The sequence below is a fragment of the Mesorhizobium sp. A556 genome (assembly GCF_054489545.1).
Genome location: NZ_JBTMXA010000001.1, coordinates 747,356 through 766,677 on the forward strand (window position 1 = coordinate 747,356; position 19,322 = coordinate 766,677).

The following is a 19,322-nucleotide window of genomic DNA, read 5'->3' on the forward strand; positions in this document are numbered from 1 at the left end:
AGAACGGCCGGCCGGATCAATTGGCGGTGGCGGGCGCCGCATCATCAGCGGTAGGCGCCGCATCGCCATTGGCCGGAGCCGCAGCATCGGCCGGTGCGGCCGGTGCCTTGCTGCCATCGGCCTTCTGCAACGCTTCACCAACCTCGTGGGCCAGGTCGCGGGCAATGCCGTTTTGCCAGATATTGGCTGCATTGGCTAATTCGCGCGTAACGACGGGACCGCTCTCCAGCAGTTTCTTGCCGGCTTCGGACTCATAGAATTTGGCGATATCGGCAAGCTCCGCCTCGGAAAATACCTTGGCGTAGGCGATCGCCGCTTCCTTCTCGAGGTCGGCGCGCCGCGCGGCGAGCGCGAGCGCCTGGTCGCTGACCGTGCTGGTAATCAATGCCTGCATGTCCGGGTTCTTCTGGATCAACTGCTGCTCGAGCGCCGCCGCCGCTTGTGGCAATATCCCGTCGAAGCCGTCCGTCGCATGAATGGCGGCGATGGCTGCGCGCGCAGCCTTCAGATGCGCTTCCGGCACATCCTGCGAAAACGCCGGCGACGAAAAGGCAACGATGGCCGAGGCCGCGGCAATGGCGAACAGGCGACGTGCCCGGTTTTGCAGCATCATGGTTAGGTGACTCCCTGTTTATCGGACAGCTTGGAAGATTTCGGCGCCGCCGTCGCCCGCGATAACGGCAAACGAAGCCAGTCCGATGAATAGACCGTGCTCGACCACACCGGGGATGGCGTGGAGAGCATTCGACAGCGCTCTTGTATCTGGAATGCGGCCAAAAGATGCATCCAGAATAAAATGGCCACCGTCTGTAACAAACGGCTGGGCGCCCGTCATCCTCAATGTGACGGCGCCGGCAAGGCCCAGTTTTGGTGCCGCTGCATCAATGGCCAGTTCCGTGGCCCGAAGGCCGAACCGGTTCACCTCGATGGGCAGCGGAAACCGGCCAAGCGTCTGCACCAGCTTGGATCGGTCGGCAATGATGATCATGCGGGCGGATGCGGCAGCGACGATCTTTTCGCGCAGCAACGCGCCGCCGCCGCCTTTTATAAGCGTCAATTCCGGATCGATCTCGTCGGCGCCGTCAATTGTAAGGTCCAGTGCCGGCGTCTCGTCCAGCGTCGACAGGGGCACGCCCAGTTCCCGGCAAAGGGCCGCCGTTCTTTCCGACGTCGGCACGCCGATAATCGATAGGCCGGCGGCGACCTTTTCGGCCAGCAACCGCACGAACGCCTCGGCTGTGGAACCGGTGCCGATGCCAAGCCGCATGCCATCGCTGACATGGTCGAGCGCCATGCGGGCGGCCTCGAATTTCAATTGCGTAGCGTCCATGCCGTCGATTGCCCCAGATTGTCGGGAAAAGATGCCGGGCTCCTAGCATTTTTGCAACGCGGGTCAAAGCGGTTAGGCGCTTTCCCCGCTCGCGCGCCGCGCTCGCCTTGCCTGATCGGGCGGCAGCGGGTAATCGCTAACCTTCCATCGACCTACATCAGGAACAGACCATGAAGCCTCCGATCATCGTTTTCGACCTCGACGGCACGCTGGTCGACACCGCGCCCGATCTGCTTGGTAGCCTCAACCACAGTCTTGCGACCGGCCCCGTTCCGATGGTCGATTCGGCTGGATTCAAGCGTTTCGTCGGCCATGGCGGACGTGTCATGATCGAACGCGCCTATGCGGCGCATCAAAAGGATTTGCTCACCGCCGAACATGACCGGCTTTTTTCCTTGTTCATCGACCATTACAACCAGAACATACCGGGCCTGTCCCGCCCCTATCCCGGCGTCCTGGATGCGCTCGACCGTTTCGAAAAAGCTGGTTACCTGCTCGCCGTCTGCACCAACAAACACGAGGTCCCCTCCAAGGCCCTGCTCGCGGCATTGGGTATGGACAGGTATTTCGCGGCGATCTGCGGCCAGGACACGTTCGCCTTCCGCAAGCCGGACCCACGCCACCTGACGGAAACCATTGCAATGGCAGGGGGCGATCCCGACCGCGCCCTGATGGTCGGCGATTCGCAGACCGACATCGACACGGCGAAAGCCGCAGGCATACCGGTGGTCGCGGACGATTTCGGTTACACCGACCTCCATGTCAGCGAGTACGAGCCGACGAAGATCATCTCGCATTTCGACGAACTGACCGTCGAGCTAGCAGAACGGTTGATCGCGGCCGCACAGTAAACGATCGCAATTCGTGGCTCTGAAGAGGATGCGAATGGAGAAAGGTCAGGATCGAACAGCGGTGACGGCAAGTCCGATCTTGGAGATTGATGGTGGGCGATACAGGGATTGAACCTGTGACCCCACCCGTGTGAAGGGTGTGCTCTCCCGCTGAGCTAATCGCCCGCTCGTTGCCCGAAGGCCAAGCGCGCCGCGATATAAGGTAGGCCTTACGCGGAAGTCAACTACCGGCCTTCAAGTCGTTGGCGAGCGGACGGCTTCGGTGACGTCCAGCGCCCGTTGCAGGTACGCGTCGCGGTCGTAAATGTCGGGGAAATACTCGACTTTACCGGACATGTCCGGCCAGGCGGTAAAATAAGCGACGTAGACGGGAAGCGTGCGCGCGACCTTTTCGCTCGCGTGGCCCTTCTTCAATTTTTCGGCGATGTAGTCAACGGAGGTGCCGAGCACCGCAGCAGCCATGCCACGCGGGTCCTGCAGGCGCACACAGCCATGGCTGAGCGCACGCATGTCGCGCTGGAAGAACGCCTTTTGCGGCGTATCGTGCATGTAGATGGCATGCTTGTTGGGGAAGAGGATTTTCAGTTCCCCAAGGGCGTTGGCTTCGCTGGGCGCCTGACGAATATTGAACGGCACCTTGGAGCCGTATTGGCCCCAATTGATCGACGACGACGGGATGCGCTTGCCTTTCGCGTCGCTCACTTCGTAACCGGCACGGTCGAGATAACCGGGATCGCTGCGCAGTCTCGGCAGCATTTCGTTGACGATGATCGATTGCGGCACCCCCCAATAGGGATGGAAATCGACCTGCTCGATCTGATCGTAGAAAAAGCTGGTCTGGTTCGTCGTCCGGCCGATCACGGCACGCGTCTTCAGCTTTTCCACGCCATCGTCGATATAGCTTGCGGTAAAGGCGGGCTGGTTGATGAACACGCGCGGGCTTCCCAAATCCGAGGGCAGCCAGCGCAACTCCTCGAGCGCATATCGAACCTTGGCCAGTTTGTCCGCCTTCGAAACGCCGGCGAGCAGCGCCACGGTGCGCGGGCCGATCACGCCGTCCGGCTTCAGGCGAGCCTTTTTTTGCACCGCCTCGACAAGTGGGACGAGTTCCGCATCATAGGTTTCGCTGGTGCCCAGCCTGGTCAGCACATCGCCAAACTGGCTCTTTATCTCATCATCGCTATCGCGTGAAATCAGCGTCAGCAGTTTCGGCAATTCGGGGCTTATGCCGCCCGGCTTCAACAGCAGTTTCGGATCGACGACGATCTCGTTTTCAACGCTGGCCTGCAACGTCTCGAGTTCGACGCGCAGTGCCTGATATTCCGGGTTCTGGGGATGGCGTGATTCGAGATATGTCCGCACCGCCTGCATATGGGCGAGCGTCTTCAGCACGACCACCATGTCGAGCGGCTTGGCCGGCAAATCATAGTAACCCGAAATGCGGTCCGGCACGATGCGTCCATCCTGCGCGTCGTGCACGTAGCGCAGCACGCGTGCCGAAAGCGCCATTTCAAAACGCATCAGCGCCTTGAGATGATCGGCGTCGTCGCCGGATGCAACGCTGGCCGGCGGCACCTCGACAAAATAGTCGGACGGCGTCAGGCCGTAGCTTGCGGATTCGCCCAGCACCCTCAGCGCCTCCCTGGCGCTGGCGTTGACGGCACCGTCGCTCACCCAGATGAAATCGGGGTTGGTCGAATAATAGGTGACAAGCGCCTTGGCGATGTCACGCTCGGCCGACAACTCGTATCCGTCGAGGCCGGCCAGCGCATCGCGGAATGTCGAACCTTGCGTCTGCGGCTTGGCGGATGCGTCCAGCGCGGCTTCGGTTACAGGGATGGTCGCCGTGGTCTGCGGCGTTTCCACCAGGTCGGAAAAATCGACACGTACCAGCGCGTCGGCCTTGTAGGCATTGTAGGTCGGGCTGGAGATCCGCGAAATGGGAGCGGGAGCGGCCTTTTTCTTACGTTTGGGCGGCGGCGGGAATTCGCCCTTCAACGGCTGGCTTTTCTTTACGCCGCCGCCGAACAGCGCGTCGAAAAGATTTTGGCCATGAGCCTGCGGCAAGCCCATTCCCAGCGCTGCCACAACCGACAGCGGCACCATGACGGTCCTTTTCCCGAACGATATCATGAATTGCCCGCTCCGCTGGATTGCTGGATTTCAATTGCCGACGCCGGATGCTCTCGCTAACCCCTTGGCGGATGTATAACGCAACTATACCGATTCATACCGATTTGATTAAGCTTTCATAAATTTCGACGAGGATGTTGCGCGGGAGCTTCACATGAATGTGACCGCGCGACCGCAATCATGGATGGCCGGCGACAGCCTGTGCTAAGCCATCATCGAATTGAGCAACGAATGGAAAGGCAGCGCCGTGAAAAAGGGATATCGTCAGCTTCTTGACGAGGCAAATGCCGAGATCGAAGCCATTTCGCCCAAGGCTGCGGCCGCTCTACTTGGCGACGACGGCACCGTTCTTGTTGACCTGCGCGACCCGCGCGAACTGGATCGCGAAGGCCGGATTCCGGGCGCCAAACACGTTACCCGCGGCATGCTGGAATTCTGGATCGATCCGGAAAGCCCGTACCACAAACCGTTCTTCGCATCGGGCAAGACGTTCGTGTTCTTTTGCGCAAGCGGCTGGCGTTCGGCGCTGGCAACGAAGACCGCGCAGGATATGGGGCTTGCCCCGGTCAAGCATGTTCTCGGTGGCTTCACTGCCTGGAAAGAGGCCGGCCTGCCGGTCGAGCATGGCGACAAGAAGCCGTAACTCTCAGTGAAGCGTCGACTGTCGCTGTTCGGCCACGAAAGCGACGGCGCTGTTGACGACGCCGGGATCGGAAAGGATGCGGCGGTGGCCCAGTCCCTCCACCCAATGCAGGCGCACGTGATCGCCGGCCTTTGCATAGCGCAAGGCATGGTCCGTTGGCACTTCGCGGTCATCCGGCGCGTGGATGACAAGCGTCGGCAACGGCATCTCGACCAATTGGCGTGTGCCCGAAAAATCTTCGAGAGGCCGGCCGGCCAGTCGCTCGACACGATCGGCCATCGCCGCCTGCGCGCGTGGTCCGACGCCGACCATGGCGCTGAACCCGGCGAAGATCGCCGGCAGCGAACTCGGCGCGGCTATGAGCACAAGGCTTTTCGCGGCCAGTGGCGGGATGCCCATTATCGATCCGGCGATCGCATTGACCGCGACCGCGCCGCCGAACGAATGGCCCACCACCGCTTCAAAAGGACCGAACCATTCAGCGGCGGTTCTGGCGGCCTCGACCGCGTTGATAAGGCTGAGGCTTCGACCGCGAGATTGCCCGTGGCCGGGCAGGTCCAGTGACGCGACCCGATAGCCGGCCGCCCGAAATCCCTCGATAAGCGCCCGCATATATTCGGTGCGCGAGCGCCAGCCGTGGACGACCAGGACGGTCCCGAGCGACGCCCTGCCCGGCTCCGGCCTGAACTCGTGGACCGTCACGCAGCCGGTCCTGGTTCGCAGGCGGTGGTGGCGCGCGCCTGTCATGAAATCGGCGGCGCGTGCCACGGCGCGGCCTTCACGCTCATTCAGCTTTGCGGGGTTGGGCGTGCGGCAGAACAATTCAAAAGCCACGCGCCCCGCCAGCCGTGGCGCGACCCGTTCGCCGGCGGCGAATATACCGCGGATGACCTTCAGGCCGAATGATGCCATAGTGCCTGTCCATCCATTCGTTCAAGAGTGAACATAACTAGTTCAAATATGAACAATAAACAAGAGCTGCCCTGGGATAATCCACGCTTTCGCAATTGGGTTGCGGTGGCGCGCGCCTGCCATGTCGTGGAGCGGACGCTGGCAGCCCGGCTTGCGCCTATCAGTTTGAAGCCTGCTCAACTAGATGTGCTGATGAACCTCTATCGCCACCCCGGCATGTCCCAGCACGATCTCGCGCGGCGGCTGCTGGTCGGCCGCTCGAATATCACCATGCTGCTGCCGCAACTGGAGGCGCGAGGCTTGTTGCGCCGGGAGGGCGACGAAAAAGATAAGCGCATCCTGCGGCTCATCTTGACCGAAGCGGGCGAGGAACTGCTGATGCGTGCGCTGAAAATCCACATGACGCTGATCGAAGCCGCCATGAGCCAGTCGACGCCCGACGAGTGCGACATGATCGGCGAACACATGCGCAAGGTGGCCGATCTGCTGAAGGAGACGTGACGGCCGGACGGCTATCGATCCCGGCTCATCCCCTTTTCCTCCAGCTCCGCAAGGTAGGCCTCCCACCGCTGCGTCTTTTCGGCGCCGAGCGTATGCAGGTAGGTCCATGTAAAAATGCCGGTATCGTGGAAATCATCGAAGGTAATGCGCACGGCATAATTGCCGACCGGTTCGATCTTGAGGATGGCCACGTTTCGTTTTCCCGGCACCGTCACCCGTTGCTCGGGCGAATGCCCCTGGACTTCGGCGGAAGGCGAGGCAACCCGCAAAAGTTCCGCGGTCAGTTCCATCGGCTGATGATCGGGGAAGGTCACGGTCAGTTGCCTGCGGTCCTTCGAGACCCTCAATTCCGTCGGCGCCGTCATAGTGGTGATCCTTCATCCGCCAGACTTCCCTAAAGCGCTTTGGCGTCCGGCAAAAGGCCTGGACCAAGCGTTTCCTTGCCTTCATGCCGGCGAGGCGCGCCAATATTGCCGGAAGAGAAGCCAATTCGCTTGAACCGCGCGCCTGATCGTATCACATAGCGGTATATAACGCAGTTGCCCTATTTGAGGCGAAGGATGGAACAGAAGCGCATGGACATGATCGATCCGTTCGGCCGTACGATCAATTATTTGCGCGTGTCGGTGACCGATCGCTGCGACTTCCGTTGTACCTATTGCATGGCGGAAAACATGACGTTCCTGCCCCGGAAAGACCTTCTTTCCCTGGAGGAACTGGACCGGCTGTGCGCCGTCTTCATCGAAAAAGGCGTGAAGAAGATAAGGCTCACCGGCGGCGAACCGCTGGTGCGCAAAAACATCATGCATCTGGTGCGCGAGCTTTCCCGGCATCTGAAAAGCGGTGCGTTGGAAGAACTGACCCTGACCACCAACGGTTCCCAGCTTTCCCGCTATGCTAGCGAACTGGCCGATTGCGGCGTCAAGCGCATCAACGTGTCGCTCGATACGCTGGATGCTGCCAAATTCCACAAGATCACGCGCTGGGGCCATCTGGAAAAGGTCGTCGCAGGCATCGACGCCGCACAAGCCGCCGGCCTGAAAGTCAAGATCAACGCCGTCGCGCTCAAGGGCTTTAACGATGAGGAACTGCCCGACATACTGCGCTGGGCGCATGGGCGCGGCATGGATCTGACCGTCATCGAAACCATGCCGATGGGCGAGATCGACGAAGATCGCACAGACCAGTATCTGCCGCTGTCGCTGCTGCGCGCCTCGCTGGAGCGCGAATTCACGCTGAACGACATTCCCTATAAGACCGGCGGCCCCGCCCGCTATGTCGAGGTTGCGCAAACCGGCGGGCGGCTCGGCTTCATCACACCGATGACCCACAATTTCTGTGAAAGCTGCAATCGCGTGCGCCTCACTTGCACCGGCACGCTCTATATGTGTCTTGGGCAGGAGGATGCCGCAGACCTGCGCGCTCCGTTGCGGGCGTCCGAAGGCAACGAACTGGTTGCCGACGCGATAGACGAAGCGATCGGCCGCAAGCCGAAGGGCCATGATTTCGTCATCGATCGCCGAACCAAGCGGCCGTCGGTATCCCGGCATATGAGCGTCACCGGCGGCTGACCGTCTCCCCCCGCATTTGAACGGCTAAGAGACCGTGGCCCAGCGATTTGGGATTGCTGTCTGGAGCGCGGCTGCTACAGGCTTGCTCCAGATCGCAATGGAAGCGCGCCGTGCCCTTATCTCCGAATCTTCGCGGCGCACTGTTCATGGTCGTGGCCATGGTTGGTTTCACCATCAGCGACGCGCTGACCAAATATCTGTCCGAAACCATGAACATCGCGCAGATCATGCTGGCGCGCGGCGTGTTTGCCACCTTGATGGTCGGGCTGCTCGCCTGGCATCGCGGCGCATTCGCAAAACCCCGTTCGATGCTGCATCCGCTGGTAGCCGTGCGCGTTGCAGGTGAGGCATCCGCCACGGTCGCCTATTTTATCGCCCTGTCCCATTTGCCGATCGCCAATGTATCCGCTGTGCAGCAGGCCCTGCCCCTGGCCGTAACCATGGGAGCCGCGCTGTTTTTCGGAGAGTATGTCGGATGGCGACGCTGGCTTGCGATTGCCGTGGGCTTTGCAGGCGTGCTGGTCGTCGTGCGGCCGGGCTTCGACGGCTTCAACGCCTTCTCCCTGTTGGTTCTGGTGTGCGTGTTCCTTTGCACCATACGCGACCTCTCCACGCGGAAAATCCCTGTCGAAATCCCCACCCTGCTGATATCGGCGGTAACCTCGCTCGCCGTCACCCTCGTCGGCGCCGCAATGCTTCAACCGATGGGCGGATGGACGCCCCTGACCCTGGAAGCCACCGTACTTCTGGCAATCGGGGCCGTGCTTCTTCTGGTCGGGTATCAGTTCATCATCATGGCGATGCGCATCGGCGACATCTCCTTCATCTCGCCGTTCCGTTACACGGCGCTGCTGTGGGCGATCCTGTTAGGCGTCTTTTTGTTCGGCGATTTCCCGGACATGCCTATGATCGTCGGTGCAACCATCATCGTCGGCTCGGGCATCTACACGCTGTATCGCGAACAGATCGTCGGCCGTGGAAAAGCCGCAGCCGAAAGCACTGGACCGACGATGGCGCCGGACGGCATATAGGCGCCACGCACACGCATCGCATGCGGCATGCTTGCAAGGGCATTTTCCATGAAAGACGAAATTGCCGGCGTCATCCTTGCCGGTGGACTGTCAAGACGGATGGGCGGCGGCGACAAGAGCCTGCTGGAACTGGCTGGCCGACCTATCCTCTCCCACGTCATTACCCGGTTTTTCCCGCAAGTTGCGCGACTGGCGTTGAACGCCAATGGTGACGCCTCCAGCTTCAAGCATTTCGGTCTGCCGGTGGTCGCCGACACGGCCGAGGGATTCGCCGGGCCGTTGGCCGGCGTGTTGGCCGCTTTGGAATGGGCGGCGGCAAACGGGTCCGCGACCTCCGTGGTCAGTGCGGCCGGCGATACGCCGTTCCTGCCCCTCGATCTGGTGCAGCGGCGGGCATCTACCGCCGGCGCATCGCCTGACCGCATCACTGTTGCTCATTCCGACGGTCGGAGCCATCCGGTATTCGCGCTTTGGCCGGTTACGCTGCGCTCGCCACTTTCCCGCGCCTTGGCCGAGGGCCAGCGCAAGGTGTCGGCCTTTGTCGAGGGTCAGGATCACATCCATGTCGAGTTCGTGCCGGAGATCGAAGGCGGGCAGGTTGTCGATCCCTTCTTCAACATCAATACGCCGCACGATATTGCCGAGGCCGAACGTATATTGGGAGTCGGTGCGAAATGAACGCCTTCATCTTCGGAATTACCGGCTGGAAGAATTCCGGCAAGACGACGCTGACGGAAAGGCTGGTCATCGAACTGACGGCGCGTGGGTGGCGTGTCTCGACGGTAAAGCATGCCCACCACGATTTCGACATCGATCGGGAGGGCGCGGACAGTTTTCGCCATCGGCAGGCAGGGGCGGCCGAGGTCGCGATCGTTTCAGGGCGGCGCTGGGCGCTGATGCACGAGTTGCGCGACGAGCCGGAACCCGCCCTCGACGCAATCCTGGCCAGGCTGGGGCCTGCCGACATCGTGCTGATCGAAGGCTACAAGCGCGAATCACACCGGAAAATCGAGACGCGCAGACTTTCGGCCAAGGATACGACGCCGCTTTCCCAAAACGATCCGAACATCGTCGCGGTCGCTGCCGACTATCCCCAGCCATCGGAAAAACTGCCCGTATTCGCGCTCGACGACATTGCCGCGATTGCCGATTTTATTGAACGGACGACCGGTCTGTCGGGTTAAACGAGAACCGGAATAGGTTTCCGTTCGGCGGCGGTTTTACAGTTGCTTTTTTTCCGCAAAAAGTGGGAGTATCCGTTCAGCGAGCGGTCGGGGAGACCGTTCCAAGGATCGTGGAAACAACGACCTTAGTTAAACAGAGAGGAACATTATGCGTATTGCACTGCGTATTGCGTTGGCAGCTTCCGCCGCGCTTCTGACGCTGGGCGTTGCCCAGGCCCAGGAAAAGACAATCAAGATCGGTACTGAAGGCGCCTACCCGCCCTTCAACAACCTGACCGCCGACGGCAAGCTGGTCGGCTTTGACGTCGATATCGCCCAGGCGTTGTGCGATGAAATGAAGGTCAAGTGCGAGTTCGTCGCCCAGGATTGGGACGGCATCATCCCAGCACTTCAGGCCGGCAAGTTCGACGCAATCATCGCCTCCATGTCGATCACGCCCGAGCGGCTGAAGCAGGTCGATTTCACCCACAAATACTACAACACGCCGCCGGCCATCGCCGCGCCCAAGGACACCGACATCAAGGGCGTGACCAAGGAAGACCTGGCTGGCAAGACCATCGGCGTACAGGCGTCGACCACCCATTTCAACTATTCGAGCAAAACCTATACGGACTCGACTATCAAGCCCTATCCTACCGCGCAGGAATACCAGCTCGACCTTGAAAACGGTCGGCTCGATGCGGTGAACGACGACATCGTCGTGCTTACCCAGTGGCTGGACACGCCGGATGGCGCCTGCTGCAAGATCGTCGGAACCATCAAGCCTGTCATCGAAATCCATGGCGAAGGCGCCGGCATCGCAATCCGCAAGGGCGAAACCGACCTGGCAAACCAGTTCAACACCGCGATCGACGCCATCCGCGCCAACGGCAAGTACAAGGAAATCAACGACAAGTATTTCAAGTTCGACGTTTACGGCGACTAGCCGTCAACGCCATCAAAACGAGCGGTGGGTTATCCACCGCTCGCCTGCAGCATACTCCTGACTTTGGGATCAAGTTTCTTCAGGTAATTTGCGCAAGTCGATGATTTCTCGAGCTTTTCGCATACTCTTTACCTGAAAGCGCAAGGGTTTGGCCGTGCCTGAGGGCAGCACGGTGTGCAAGCGACGGTGGAGGACAAGCGGGCGGATGCAGAGCACGTGGACGCTGCTGAGTTGGGGGCCTCAGGGCTGGCTGGACGACATCGGCTATGGGGTCTTCGTCACCGTGTCGCTGGCCTTGGCCACCTTGCCGCTCGGACTGGCAATCGGCTTTCTCGCGGCGCTCGCCAAACAGTCGAAAGAACCCTCGCTCCGGCTGGCTGGCGATATCTACACCACCATTTTCAGGGGGCTACCTGAACTGCTCACTCTCTTCGTCGTATTTTACGGCGCGCAGATCGGCATCCAGAAGGTCGTGCACCTGTTCGCCCCCGACGCGAATATCGAGGTCAACAGCTTCATTTCGGGCATGATAGCGCTGGGCGCAGTCTTTTCCGCCTATGCCAGCGAAGTATTCCTGTCGGCTTTCCGCGCCATCCCCAAGGGTCAGTATGAAGGCGGCCACGCGATCGGCCTGTCCGGCAGTCAGACCATGCGGCTGGTGGTGCTGCCGCAACTGATCCGCATCGCGCTGCCCGGCCTCGCCAATCTGTGGCTAATCCTGCTCAAGGACACGGCACTGGTATCCGCCATCGGCCTCACCGACATCTTGCGGCAGGCTGGTGTTGCGGCGCGTGTCACCAAGCATGCCTTTCTGTTCTTCGGCGTGGCCGCGCTGATCTATCTGCTGCTCGCCATTGTTTCTTCCGTCGGGATCAGCGCCATCGAGCGAGCCGTCAGGCGTCAGGACGTGCAGCGATGACAGCAGCATCGAAGAACCCCACCGCTGCCGATTTGCCGCCGCCCTTGCCTACGCGCGTCTGGAACAGCCAGCGCGTTGGCGGTCACATCCTCATGGGCTTGTGGGCGTTACTTGGCCTGGCGCTCGTGTGGTTTCTGGCTTCTTCGTGGGATACGGAACTTATTACGAAATATGCGCCTAGCTATCTGAAGGGGCTCGGCGTCACCATTTCCCTGGTCGCCATATCCATTGTGGTCGGCGCGGTCATTTCTGTGCCCGTCGCCTATGCCCGCATGTCGAGGAACCCGTTTCTCTCGGGGCTGGCCTACGCCTACGTCTATTTCTTCCGTGGCACGCCACTGCTGGCCCAGACCTTTCTGGTCTATTACGGCGTCGGCTCCTTCAAGGCCGAACTCGATTCCGTGGGACTGTGGAGTTTCTTCCGCGAGGCGTTCAATTGCGCCATCTTCGCGTTTTCGCTGAATACGGCCGCCTATCAGGCGGAAATGTTGCGCGGCGCCATAGAAAGCGTCCCCAGGGGCCAATGGGAAGGCGCGGCCTCGCTTGGCATGCATAAACTGCAAACGCTGTGGAAAGTCATCCTGCCGCAGGCGTCCATCGTTGCCCTGCGTCCCTACGGCAACGAAGTCATCCTGATGATAAAAGGCTCGGCCATCGTTGCCATCATCACCGTCTACGACCTGATGGGGATAACGCGGCTCACCTATGCGCGCACCTTCGATTTCCAGTCTTACATCTGGGCCGCGGTCATCTACCTGATGATTGTCGAGGTGCTGCGCCACGCCATCGAATGGATAGAACGCCGCATCACAAAACATCTCAAACGCTGACCGCTGGCACTATGCTCAAGGGTGCGCGGGCATCTTGACGTATCCTTCGCATGGCCTAGACCATCGCGGCTCATATTCTCGTTTTGGAAGGTAAAGCGATGGCTTCGGTGGCGTTTCTCGGTCTTGGCGTGATGGGGTATCCCATGGCGGCGCATCTGAAGAACAAGGGCAAGCACGACGTTACCGTCTACAACCGCACGCAGACTACCGCCGAGAAATGGGTGGCCGAGCATGGCGGCAAGCTGGCGCAAACGCCGGCGGAAGCTGCCTTGGACAAGGACTTTGTCTTCTCCTGCGTCGGCAATGACGACGATCTGCGTTCCGTCACGATCGGGGAGCACGGCGCTTTCCGATCGATGAAGAAGGGCGCGATCTATATCGACAACACGACCGCTTCCGCCGAGGTTGCGCGCGAACTTGACCAGAAAGCCACCGAAGCCGGATTTGGCTTCCTCGATGCCCCGGTTTCCGGCGGCCAGGCGGGCGCGGAGAACGGCGTGCTGACCGTCATGGTTGGCGGCGAACAGGAGGTTTTCGACAAGGCCCGGCCGGTGATCGACGCCTTTGCACGCATGGTCGGGCTGATGGGGCCGGCAGGCTCCGGGCAACTGACCAAGATGATCAACCAGATCACCATCGCCGGGCTCGTTCAAGGCCTGGCCGAGGGCATCCATTTCGGCAAGAAGGCCGGCCTCGACATCGAGAAGGTCGTCGAGGTGATTTCCAAGGGCGCGGCAGGTTCCTGGCAGATGGAGAACCGCCACAAGACGATGAATGCCGGCAAATACGATTACGGCTTCGCCGTCGACTGGATGCGCAAGGATCTCGGCATATGCCTTGAAGAGGCAGACCGAAACGGCGCCAGCCTGCCGGTAACAGCGCTGGTCGACCAGTTCTACAAGGATGTACAGGCGATGGGCGGCAAGCGCTGGGACACCTCGGCGCTGCTCGCCCGCCTGGAAAAATAAAGCAAACCGGTATTCCGTTCGGAATGGCACGCTAGATCAGGCGGCGTGCGCGCCTGATTCCTTGTCCAGCACCATGTAGTCGAGCGGCATCTCGGTCGTGTACTTGATTTGCTCCATGGCGAAGGAAGACGACACGTCGCGTATCTCGATCTTGGCGATCAGGCGCTTGTAGAAGGCGTCGTAGGCCGCGATGTCCGGCACGACGACACGCAGCAGATAGTCGACATCGCCGCTCATGCGGTAGAATTCGATCACCTCGGGGAATTCCTGGATCACCTCGGAAAACCGCCGCAGCCATTCATGGCTGTGCGAATTGGTGCGGATCGAAACAAACACCGTAACGCGGACGTTGATCTTGGTCGCGTCGAGTAGCGCCACCCGGCGCTTGATGACGCCTTCTTCCTCGAGCTTCTGGATTCGCCGCCAGCACGGCGTGGTCGACAGCCCGACTTTCTTGGCAACATCGGCCACGGCGAGCGTCGAGTCCTCTTGAAGGAGGCGGAGAATTTTTCTGTCCAGGCGGTCCATAGGCAGTCCTCGTGAAAATATCGCCTATAATCCGCCTTATCGACCTCATCTACAAGAAAAAAATTCCGCCATTTGCCGATACAACGAGGCATTTATTGCGCGCGAGCTAATCAACTCGACGCCGAATTTCTGTTCGAAGGAAAGGCAGCAAATCTATTTCGAACCACGGGTTGCGCTTCAGCCAGCCGGTGTTGCGCCATGACGGGTGCGGCAGGGGCAGCACCTTCCGCTCCGCAGAGACCTCCCAGACGGAGCGCCAGTTCATCACCGTCTCGCGCAACGAGGCGCCACGCGCGCTCCCCATGTGCCAGGTCTGAGCATAAATTCCGATGGTTAGCACGAGGTCTATCTGCGGCATCAGCGCCATCAGCGGTTCACGCCAATGGATCGCGCATTCACGGCGCGGCGGCAGGTCGCCGCCCTTGGCGTCCTGGCCCGGAAAGCAGAAGCCCATGGGCACGATGGCGAATTTTTGCGGGTCGTAGAATTCATCGTCGGTAACGCCGAGCCAGTTCCGCAAGCGGTCGCCCGATGCGTCGGTAAACGGCCTGCCGCTCAAATGCACCTTAGTGCCCGGCGCCTGGCTGGCGATCAGGATTCTCGCATGCGACGAGGCGACGACCACCGGCCGGGGTTCGTGCGGCAGCGGCTTGCCGATCGGGTTTTCCACGCAGATACGGCAGGCACGGATTTGCGCCGTCAGCTGGTCGAGCGCCTCGCTCATATCAGGCGGCAGCGCTCGGCCGACTGGAGACGTCCTTGTACCAGCGCAGCACGTTCACGCATTCCGGCGGCATCTGAATGCGCGCCGGTTTCATGAAATCGACGGCGATCAGGCCGGTAATATCGGCAATCGAGTACGTATCGCCCGCGATGAACGCCCTTTCAGCCAATTCCCCGTCGAGAAATTCCAGGAATTCAATGGCTTTGGGCTTGTTCGCCTCGCCCCATTCCGGGATTTGCGGGATTTCCCACTCTTTCATCGCCGGATGGATGTGCCGGAACGCGGCGGCAACGCACGCCATGAGGTGGAGTTCAACACGCCTCTGCCACATCTCCACCGTCGCCCTGCCGACCGCGCCTCTGCCGAAGAGAGCCGGATCCGGGTGAAGCTCCTCGAAGTAGCGGCAGATCGCGACCGACTCGGTGATGATCGTGCCGTCATCCAGTTCCAGAACCGGCAGACGACGCAAGGGGTTGCGGGAACTTACGGCGTCCTGCCGGTGCTCCAGCGCGCCCATGTCGACGGGCACCAGAGGCACCTCGATGCCCTTTTCGGCCAGGAACACACGAACCCGCCGAGGATTGGGCGCGCGGCCGCCATCAAAAAGCTTCATCCGTCTCTCCTGTCCGGTTGAGGGTGAACATAGGTCGTCGATCACCAAAACCGAAGAGCCTGCCGTAGGCGATCGCCTGCCCACGCCAGAAAATCGTCGTGTTTCGGCTCGGTTTTCGCTCCGTGTCGTTGGCGCCATTCCTGGGGCCGCTCGAATGTGCCGGCCCAGATACCCGCCCGCGCGCCGCGAGCGGCGGCTTCCTCGGTCCCGAAACCGCCATAGGCGACCGCCCAACCCGCTTGCACTTGAGCACGGTTGAGATCGACGCCGCCGGCCGTGCAATTGCCCAGAAGCCGGCCATAGCGGTCGTGCTGCGACCCCGTACAGGAAACGGCCCGGCCGGCGGTCATGGCGGCGAGTGCTTCGCGCGCACGTTTGCCGCAGGCATAATCGGTCCCGTCCTGCTGGCAGGTTTGCGAATATTCAGGCGCATCGATGCCGCGCAGGCGGATGCGCGTCGTTCCCAGCGTGATCGAATCGCCGTCGACAACGGTAGCGGCTCCTCGTTCCTCGCGCATGTTGGCCCGCTCCAGCCGTGCCGCCACCAAAAGCAGAACTCCAAGCAGGACGGCCGTTACGCCGTAGTCCAGAAATGTTCGCAACCGGCTGCGTGGCCGGCGCGAATAAGGCCCACCGAAACGCTGACGCCTCATATGGCAAACAGTCTCTTAATCATTCGACGCTAGCGTTAGGAATTGCACCCGCTGCTCATAAAACTCGAAGTTTCCATGTCGTTGCAGTTCTCCAATACAGCGGACAAGAATATTGTGGACCGCCGCAAACCGCACCGCAACAGCGATGTATCGCGTGCCGTGCGCAAGATGCGCGACCGTCTATCGCAGCAATCGGGCAGCCACGATTACGACCGCGACCTTCTGAAGTTGCACGCCCGCGCCATGATCGGCGGCGCGACCGCCATTCCGTTGCTGGTGGTCGCGATCGCCGCAGCCGGTCTTGCCGCCGGCATGGGCCTCAATATCGTTATTTGGGCCTTGCTGACGGTATCCTGCTATGCCGGCCTCGCGCTCTTCGCCCGGAAGGTCGACCGTCTCGACACGGCAGAGTTGGCGAAGCCGCAGCAATACCGCAACAACTTTCTGGCGGCCCACTTCATGAGCGGGTTGGGCTGGGCCTATTTTGCCTCGCTCGGCTGCAGTACCTGCTCGGTCGACCAGGTTCCAGTCATCAAGGCGGTGATATTGCTGCTGGCCATGGCTGCCACGGCCATGATGGCCTCCTCGCTGCGCGGAGCCCTGCTCGCGACATTTGCCGGGCCGGTGGCGGTCTATGCCTACACCGCCACCCACATCCCCGCGCCCGTCGACGGTATCATGGTAGGGTTGCTTGTCGTCGCCCTGCCGTTTTTTTCCTATGTCGCCGGACAGCTCAACCGCTCGACCGTGATGTTCCTGTCGTTCCGGACCGAAAAAGACGCCTTGATCGCCGAACTGGAAACCGCCAAATCGATGTCGGACGAGGCGCGCCTGCGTGCCGAAGAAGCCAATCTGGCCAAGTCGCGGTTCCTAGCATCGATGAGCCACGAATTGCGGACGCCGCTCAATGCGATCCTCGGTTTTTCGGAGGTGATGGCCAATGAGGTGCTTGGGCCGCTGAACAACCCCACCTACCGCTCCTACGCGCAGGACGTCCACGATTCGGGCCAGCACCTGCTCGATCTCATCAACGAAATTCTCGACCTGTCGCGCATCGAAGCGGGCCGCTACCAGTTGCACGAAGAGCCTGTGTTGCTGCTCAACATCGCCGAGGATTGCTGCCACATGATGGAGCTACGGGCGCGTAACAAGGACATCCGCATCGTCCAGGATTTCGAGGCTCACCTGCCGCGCCTGTTCGCAGACGAAAGGGCCGTGCGGCAGGTCATTCTCAACCTCCTGTCCAATGCGATAAAATTCACTGTGACGGGCGGTGAGGTCCGAGTGCGCGTCGGCTGGACGGCTGGCGGCGGGCAATATGTTTCGGTCAGGGACAACGGGCCCGGCATCCCGGAAGACGAAATCCCGATCGTGCTCTCCGCCTTTGGGCAAGGCTCCATCGCCATCAAAAGCGCCGAGCAAGGCACCGGCCTTGGCCTGCCGATCGTGCAAGGCCTGATTGCCATGCACGATGGCGAGTTCGAGTTGCACTCCAAGCTTCGGGAAGGCACCGAAGCCATCGCGATCTTCCCCGTAAGCCGCGTGATGGAAGAGCTGCCGGCTCTACCGACCAAGGCCGTCGCAGGCGCTCGCAGGCGTTAAGCGGCAACAGCCCTCGCCATGCCCGAACTGCACAAGGCAGCCGCCTTGACGACGCCGGCCGCAAGGGCTGCGCCGACACCTTCCCCATGGTACAGGCCGAGGTCGAGCAACGGGCGAAGGCCCATCAGGCCGGCGGCTTTGCGATAGCCCGGCTCCGGCGGCAGGCTTGCCAGAAGGCAATGATCGAGCGCCGCCGCATTGGCGGCATGCAGGACCGCCGCCGCTGCCAGCGCGGCAAAACCGTCTATCACCACCGGAATTTTTTGCATGCGCGCCGCGATGATCGCGCCGGCGATGGCCGCGAACTCCCGGCCGCCAACCCGCCGCAGCGCTTCCAGCGGGTCATCGAGATGGCCGCGATGAAAGGCGAGCGCCGCATCCACGATAGCTGCCTTTCGCGCCATCATCGTGGCATCCGCGCCGGAACCGGGACCGACCCATTCAGCGCCCTCGCCGCCGAAAATCGCCGCCAGCAGGGCAGCCGCAACGGTGGAGTTTCCAACGCCCAGATCGCCGAGGCACAACAGATCCGTACCGTCGGCAATGGCTTCCATCCCGAACGCCATGGTGGCCGCGCAGCCGCGCTCGTCCAGCGCCGCCGTCTCGCTGATATCGCCGGTCGGAATATGCAGTGCGAGATCGAAGACTTTCAGGCCGAGGTCGTAGGCGATGCATATCTGGTTGATTGCCGCCCCACCGGCTGCGCACAACTCCACGGAACCGGCAGTCGCAGTGACGGAGCGCGGCGAGATGCCGTGTCGGGCGACGCCATGGTTTCCGGCAAAGATCGCCATCAGCGGGCGCGACACGGCGGGCGGCGCGCGGCCGGACCATGCAGCCAGAAAGGCGCCGATATCCTCGATGCGGCCAAGGGAGCCCTGTTGCTTGTCTGCCTTTGCAAACAGCGTCCTTACGCGCACCTCGGCCTCCTTGTCCGCCGCCGGCAGGTTAGCGAGAAGGTCGCGAAAGTCGTTGAGAGGCAGCGCGTCGTTCATGTCGGCATTTCCTGTGGTTTGTCTGGCGGCATAGCCGTCCTGACGTACTGGCACAACCTTTCGTACTGGCGCGAAAGTGGTCGCGAGTGGCGGAATCCGAAGGGCTTGCATTGGCTTTCCAGTTGCACCATGTGGGAGATAACCAAGGAACCAGCGCCAATCCCATGACCGCCGTCGAATCCCCCTGCATTCTGGTCTGCTCTATAGACATGAAGACCGGCTATTGTTTCGGCTGCGCCCGCACGCGCGAAGAGATCGGCGCATGGCTCGACATGACGCCTGAAACGCGCAAGTCGGTCATGGCCGAACTGCCGGCGCGCCTCGAAACGGTCGAACGCAAGCCGCGCCGCGAAACGCGCCGCACGCGCATGGCCCGCGAGCGCGACCTCCTCCCATGAATCGATGCCTG

Annotated in this window: 23 protein-coding genes and 1 tRNA gene; 13 read left to right on the plus strand and 11 right to left on the minus strand. The window is 61.2% G+C overall.

Features of this window, described 5'->3' with window-relative positions; genetic code table 11:
* Positions 1 to 16: 16 nt before the first annotated feature.
* Together ACX3P0_RS03730 and rpiA are read right to left on the minus strand one after the other, a co-directional pair.
* Positions 17 to 613, minus strand: coding sequence for a DUF2059 domain-containing protein (locus ACX3P0_RS03730; RefSeq protein WP_459081033.1), 597 nt, complete (start codon positions 611 to 613; stop codon positions 17 to 19).
* An 18-nt stretch (positions 614 to 631) separates the two neighbouring features.
* Positions 632 to 1,330: a ribose-5-phosphate isomerase RpiA gene (rpiA, locus tag ACX3P0_RS03735; protein ID WP_459086624.1), complete on the minus strand. Its 699-nt coding sequence runs from the start codon at positions 1,328 to 1,330 to the stop codon at positions 632 to 634.
* 170 nt (positions 1,331 to 1,500) lie between these two features.
* On the opposite strand from rpiA, the gene ACX3P0_RS03740 reads away from it, so the two are divergent.
* Complete coding sequence (locus tag ACX3P0_RS03740) at positions 1,501 to 2,181, plus strand: phosphoglycolate phosphatase (protein WP_459086627.1); 681 nt, start codon at positions 1,501 to 1,503, stop codon at positions 2,179 to 2,181.
* Between the two features lie 90 nt (positions 2,182 to 2,271).
* Here ACX3P0_RS03740 and ACX3P0_RS03745 read toward each other — a convergent pair.
* Together ACX3P0_RS03745 and ACX3P0_RS03750 are read right to left on the minus strand one after the other, a co-directional pair.
* Positions 2,272 to 2,346 (minus strand) — tRNA-Val (locus ACX3P0_RS03745).
* A 69-nt stretch (positions 2,347 to 2,415) separates the two neighbouring features.
* Positions 2,416 to 4,314 (minus strand): L,D-transpeptidase family protein, encoded by a 1,899-nt coding sequence (locus tag ACX3P0_RS03750; RefSeq protein ID WP_459086629.1) that lies wholly within the window; start codon positions 4,312 to 4,314, stop codon positions 2,416 to 2,418.
* Between the two features lie 247 nt (positions 4,315 to 4,561).
* Here ACX3P0_RS03750 and ACX3P0_RS03755 point away from each other — a divergent pair, with 247 nt between their 5' ends.
* The gene (locus ACX3P0_RS03755) at positions 4,562 to 4,957 is read left to right on the plus strand and encodes a rhodanese-like domain-containing protein (protein ID WP_459078784.1); all 396 of its coding nucleotides are present in this window, start codon (positions 4,562 to 4,564) and stop codon (positions 4,955 to 4,957) included.
* Positions 4,958 to 4,960: 3 nt separating this feature from the next.
* Here the strand turns inward: ACX3P0_RS03755 and ACX3P0_RS03760 are convergent, their stop codons facing one another.
* A complete protein-coding gene (locus tag ACX3P0_RS03760) occupies positions 4,961 to 5,869 on the minus strand; it encodes an alpha/beta hydrolase (protein WP_459086630.1) in 909 nt (302 codons plus the stop codon).
* A gap of 48 nt (positions 5,870 to 5,917) precedes the next feature.
* Between ACX3P0_RS03760 and ACX3P0_RS03765 the strand changes: the two genes are divergently transcribed.
* A complete protein-coding gene (locus tag ACX3P0_RS03765) occupies positions 5,918 to 6,370 on the plus strand; it encodes a MarR family winged helix-turn-helix transcriptional regulator (RefSeq protein ID WP_459086632.1) in 453 nt (150 codons plus the stop codon).
* Positions 6,371 to 6,381: 11 nt separating this feature from the next.
* On the opposite strand, the gene ACX3P0_RS03770 is transcribed toward ACX3P0_RS03765, so the two are convergent.
* Complete coding sequence (locus ACX3P0_RS03770) at positions 6,382 to 6,735, minus strand: gamma-butyrobetaine hydroxylase family protein (RefSeq protein WP_459086633.1); 354 nt, start codon at positions 6,733 to 6,735, stop codon at positions 6,382 to 6,384.
* Between the two features lie 210 nt (positions 6,736 to 6,945).
* On the opposite strand from ACX3P0_RS03770, the gene moaA reads away from it, so the two are divergent.
* The 8 genes from moaA (at position 6,946) to ACX3P0_RS03810 (ending at position 13,798) form a co-directional block, all read left to right on the plus strand.
* A complete protein-coding gene (gene moaA, locus ACX3P0_RS03775) occupies positions 6,946 to 7,941 on the plus strand; it encodes a GTP 3',8-cyclase MoaA (RefSeq protein ID WP_459086863.1) in 996 nt (331 codons plus the stop codon).
* A gap of 110 nt (positions 7,942 to 8,051) precedes the next feature.
* On the plus strand, positions 8,052 to 8,972 hold the full coding sequence (locus ACX3P0_RS03780) for a DMT family transporter (RefSeq protein WP_459086635.1): 921 nt from the start codon (positions 8,052 to 8,054) through the stop codon (positions 8,970 to 8,972).
* 48 nt (positions 8,973 to 9,020) lie between these two features.
* Positions 9,021 to 9,650 (plus strand): molybdenum cofactor guanylyltransferase MobA, encoded by a 630-nt coding sequence (mobA, locus tag ACX3P0_RS03785; RefSeq protein WP_459086637.1) that lies wholly within the window; start codon positions 9,021 to 9,023, stop codon positions 9,648 to 9,650.
* The gene (mobB, locus tag ACX3P0_RS03790) at positions 9,647 to 10,156 is read left to right on the plus strand and encodes a molybdopterin-guanine dinucleotide biosynthesis protein B (protein WP_459078778.1); all 510 of its coding nucleotides are present in this window, start codon (positions 9,647 to 9,649) and stop codon (positions 10,154 to 10,156) included. Before mobA ends, mobB begins: the two co-directional genes overlap by 4 nt.
* A 148-nt stretch (positions 10,157 to 10,304) precedes the next feature.
* On the plus strand, positions 10,305 to 11,081 hold the full coding sequence (locus ACX3P0_RS03795) for an ABC transporter substrate-binding protein (protein ID WP_459078777.1): 777 nt from the start codon (positions 10,305 to 10,307) through the stop codon (positions 11,079 to 11,081).
* 205 nt (positions 11,082 to 11,286) lie between these two features.
* A complete protein-coding gene (locus ACX3P0_RS03800) occupies positions 11,287 to 12,000 on the plus strand; it encodes an ABC transporter permease (RefSeq protein WP_459078776.1) in 714 nt (237 codons plus the stop codon).
* Positions 11,997 to 12,830 (plus strand): ABC transporter permease, encoded by an 834-nt coding sequence (locus tag ACX3P0_RS03805; protein ID WP_459086639.1) that lies wholly within the window; start codon positions 11,997 to 11,999, stop codon positions 12,828 to 12,830. The genes ACX3P0_RS03800 and ACX3P0_RS03805 overlap by 4 nt, the downstream gene beginning before the upstream one ends.
* A gap of 98 nt (positions 12,831 to 12,928) precedes the next feature.
* Positions 12,929 to 13,798: an NAD(P)-dependent oxidoreductase gene (locus ACX3P0_RS03810; RefSeq protein WP_459086641.1), complete on the plus strand. Its 870-nt coding sequence runs from the start codon at positions 12,929 to 12,931 to the stop codon at positions 13,796 to 13,798.
* Positions 13,799 to 13,834: 36 nt separating this feature from the next.
* Here the strand turns inward: ACX3P0_RS03810 and ACX3P0_RS03815 are convergent, their stop codons facing one another.
* The 4 genes from ACX3P0_RS03815 to ACX3P0_RS03830 all read right to left on the minus strand — a co-directional run bounded on the left by ACX3P0_RS03815 (position 13,835) and on the right by ACX3P0_RS03830 (position 16,316).
* The gene (locus tag ACX3P0_RS03815; RefSeq protein ID WP_459078773.1) at positions 13,835 to 14,326 is read right to left on the minus strand and encodes an Lrp/AsnC family transcriptional regulator; all 492 of its coding nucleotides are present in this window, start codon (positions 14,324 to 14,326) and stop codon (positions 13,835 to 13,837) included.
* A 106-nt stretch (positions 14,327 to 14,432) separates the two neighbouring features.
* Positions 14,433 to 15,050, minus strand: a complete 618-nt coding sequence (locus ACX3P0_RS03820) for a uracil-DNA glycosylase family protein (protein WP_459086643.1) — start codon at positions 15,048 to 15,050, stop codon at positions 14,433 to 14,435.
* A gap of 1 nt (position 15,051) precedes the next feature.
* Positions 15,052 to 15,663 carry a glutathione S-transferase gene (locus ACX3P0_RS03825; RefSeq protein WP_459078799.1) on the minus strand — a complete coding sequence of 204 codons (612 nt, stop codon included), beginning with the start codon at positions 15,661 to 15,663 and terminating at the stop codon, positions 15,052 to 15,054.
* A gap of 41 nt (positions 15,664 to 15,704) precedes the next feature.
* Positions 15,705 to 16,316: a thermonuclease family protein gene (locus ACX3P0_RS03830; RefSeq protein ID WP_459086645.1), complete on the minus strand. Its 612-nt coding sequence runs from the start codon at positions 16,314 to 16,316 to the stop codon at positions 15,705 to 15,707.
* A 75-nt stretch (positions 16,317 to 16,391) separates the two neighbouring features.
* On the opposite strand from ACX3P0_RS03830, the gene ACX3P0_RS03835 reads away from it, so the two are divergent.
* The gene (locus ACX3P0_RS03835) at positions 16,392 to 17,918 is read left to right on the plus strand and encodes a sensor histidine kinase (RefSeq protein ID WP_459078770.1); all 1,527 of its coding nucleotides are present in this window, start codon (positions 16,392 to 16,394) and stop codon (positions 17,916 to 17,918) included.
* Here the strand turns inward: ACX3P0_RS03835 and ACX3P0_RS03840 are convergent.
* Positions 17,915 to 18,913: a nicotinate-nucleotide--dimethylbenzimidazole phosphoribosyltransferase gene (locus tag ACX3P0_RS03840; RefSeq protein ID WP_459086646.1), complete on the minus strand. Its 999-nt coding sequence runs from the start codon at positions 18,911 to 18,913 to the stop codon at positions 17,915 to 17,917. The genes ACX3P0_RS03835 and ACX3P0_RS03840 overlap by 4 nt on opposite strands.
* A 164-nt stretch (positions 18,914 to 19,077) precedes the next feature.
* On the opposite strand from ACX3P0_RS03840, the gene ACX3P0_RS03845 reads away from it, so the two are divergent.
* Entirely contained in the window at positions 19,078 to 19,311 is a 234-nt protein-coding gene (locus ACX3P0_RS03845; RefSeq protein ID WP_459078768.1) for a DUF1289 domain-containing protein, read from the plus strand.
* Positions 19,312 to 19,322 lie beyond the last annotated feature (11 nt).

Bases quoted from the DNA above. Each gene is read 5' to 3' on its own strand.
- ACX3P0_RS03800 (WP_459078776.1), top strand. From the start codon at position 11,287: ATGCAGAGCACGTGGACGCTGCTGAGTTGGGGGCCTCAGGGCTGGCTG.
- ACX3P0_RS03830 (WP_459086645.1), bottom strand. From the start codon at position 16,316: ATGAGGCGTCAGCGTTTCGGTGGGCCTTATTCGCGCCGGCCACGCAGC.
- ACX3P0_RS03820 (WP_459086643.1), bottom strand. From the start codon at position 15,050: ATGAGCGAGGCGCTCGACCAGCTGACGGCGCAAATCCGTGCCTGCCGT.
- ACX3P0_RS03770 (WP_459086633.1), bottom strand. From the start codon at position 6,735: ATGACGGCGCCGACGGAATTGAGGGTCTCGAAGGACCGCAGGCAACTG.
- ACX3P0_RS03730 (WP_459081033.1), bottom strand. From the start codon at position 613: ATGATGCTGCAAAACCGGGCACGTCGCCTGTTCGCCATTGCCGCGGCC.
- moaA (WP_459086863.1), top strand. From the start codon at position 6,946: ATGGACATGATCGATCCGTTCGGCCGTACGATCAATTATTTGCGCGTG.
- ACX3P0_RS03765 (WP_459086632.1), top strand. From the start codon at position 5,918: ATGAACAATAAACAAGAGCTGCCCTGGGATAATCCACGCTTTCGCAAT.
- ACX3P0_RS03805 (WP_459086639.1), top strand. From the start codon at position 11,997: ATGACAGCAGCATCGAAGAACCCCACCGCTGCCGATTTGCCGCCGCCC.
- ACX3P0_RS03835 (WP_459078770.1), top strand. From the start codon at position 16,392: ATGTCGTTGCAGTTCTCCAATACAGCGGACAAGAATATTGTGGACCGC.
- ACX3P0_RS03840 (WP_459086646.1), bottom strand. From the start codon at position 18,913: ATGAACGACGCGCTGCCTCTCAACGACTTTCGCGACCTTCTCGCTAAC.
- ACX3P0_RS03750 (WP_459086629.1), bottom strand. From the start codon at position 4,314: ATGATATCGTTCGGGAAAAGGACCGTCATGGTGCCGCTGTCGGTTGTG.
- mobA (WP_459086637.1), top strand. From the start codon at position 9,021: ATGAAAGACGAAATTGCCGGCGTCATCCTTGCCGGTGGACTGTCAAGA.
- ACX3P0_RS03795 (WP_459078777.1), top strand. From the start codon at position 10,305: ATGCGTATTGCACTGCGTATTGCGTTGGCAGCTTCCGCCGCGCTTCTG.
- ACX3P0_RS03810 (WP_459086641.1), top strand. From the start codon at position 12,929: ATGGCTTCGGTGGCGTTTCTCGGTCTTGGCGTGATGGGGTATCCCATG.
- ACX3P0_RS03760 (WP_459086630.1), bottom strand. From the start codon at position 5,869: ATGGCATCATTCGGCCTGAAGGTCATCCGCGGTATATTCGCCGCCGGC.
- ACX3P0_RS03825 (WP_459078799.1), bottom strand. From the start codon at position 15,663: ATGAAGCTTTTTGATGGCGGCCGCGCGCCCAATCCTCGGCGGGTTCGT.
- ACX3P0_RS03740 (WP_459086627.1), top strand. From the start codon at position 1,501: ATGAAGCCTCCGATCATCGTTTTCGACCTCGACGGCACGCTGGTCGAC.
- ACX3P0_RS03815 (WP_459078773.1), bottom strand. From the start codon at position 14,326: ATGGACCGCCTGGACAGAAAAATTCTCCGCCTCCTTCAAGAGGACTCG.
- mobB (WP_459078778.1), top strand. From the start codon at position 9,647: ATGAACGCCTTCATCTTCGGAATTACCGGCTGGAAGAATTCCGGCAAG.
- ACX3P0_RS03845 (WP_459078768.1), top strand. From the start codon at position 19,078: ATGACCGCCGTCGAATCCCCCTGCATTCTGGTCTGCTCTATAGACATG.
- rpiA (WP_459086624.1), bottom strand. From the start codon at position 1,330: ATGGACGCTACGCAATTGAAATTCGAGGCCGCCCGCATGGCGCTCGAC.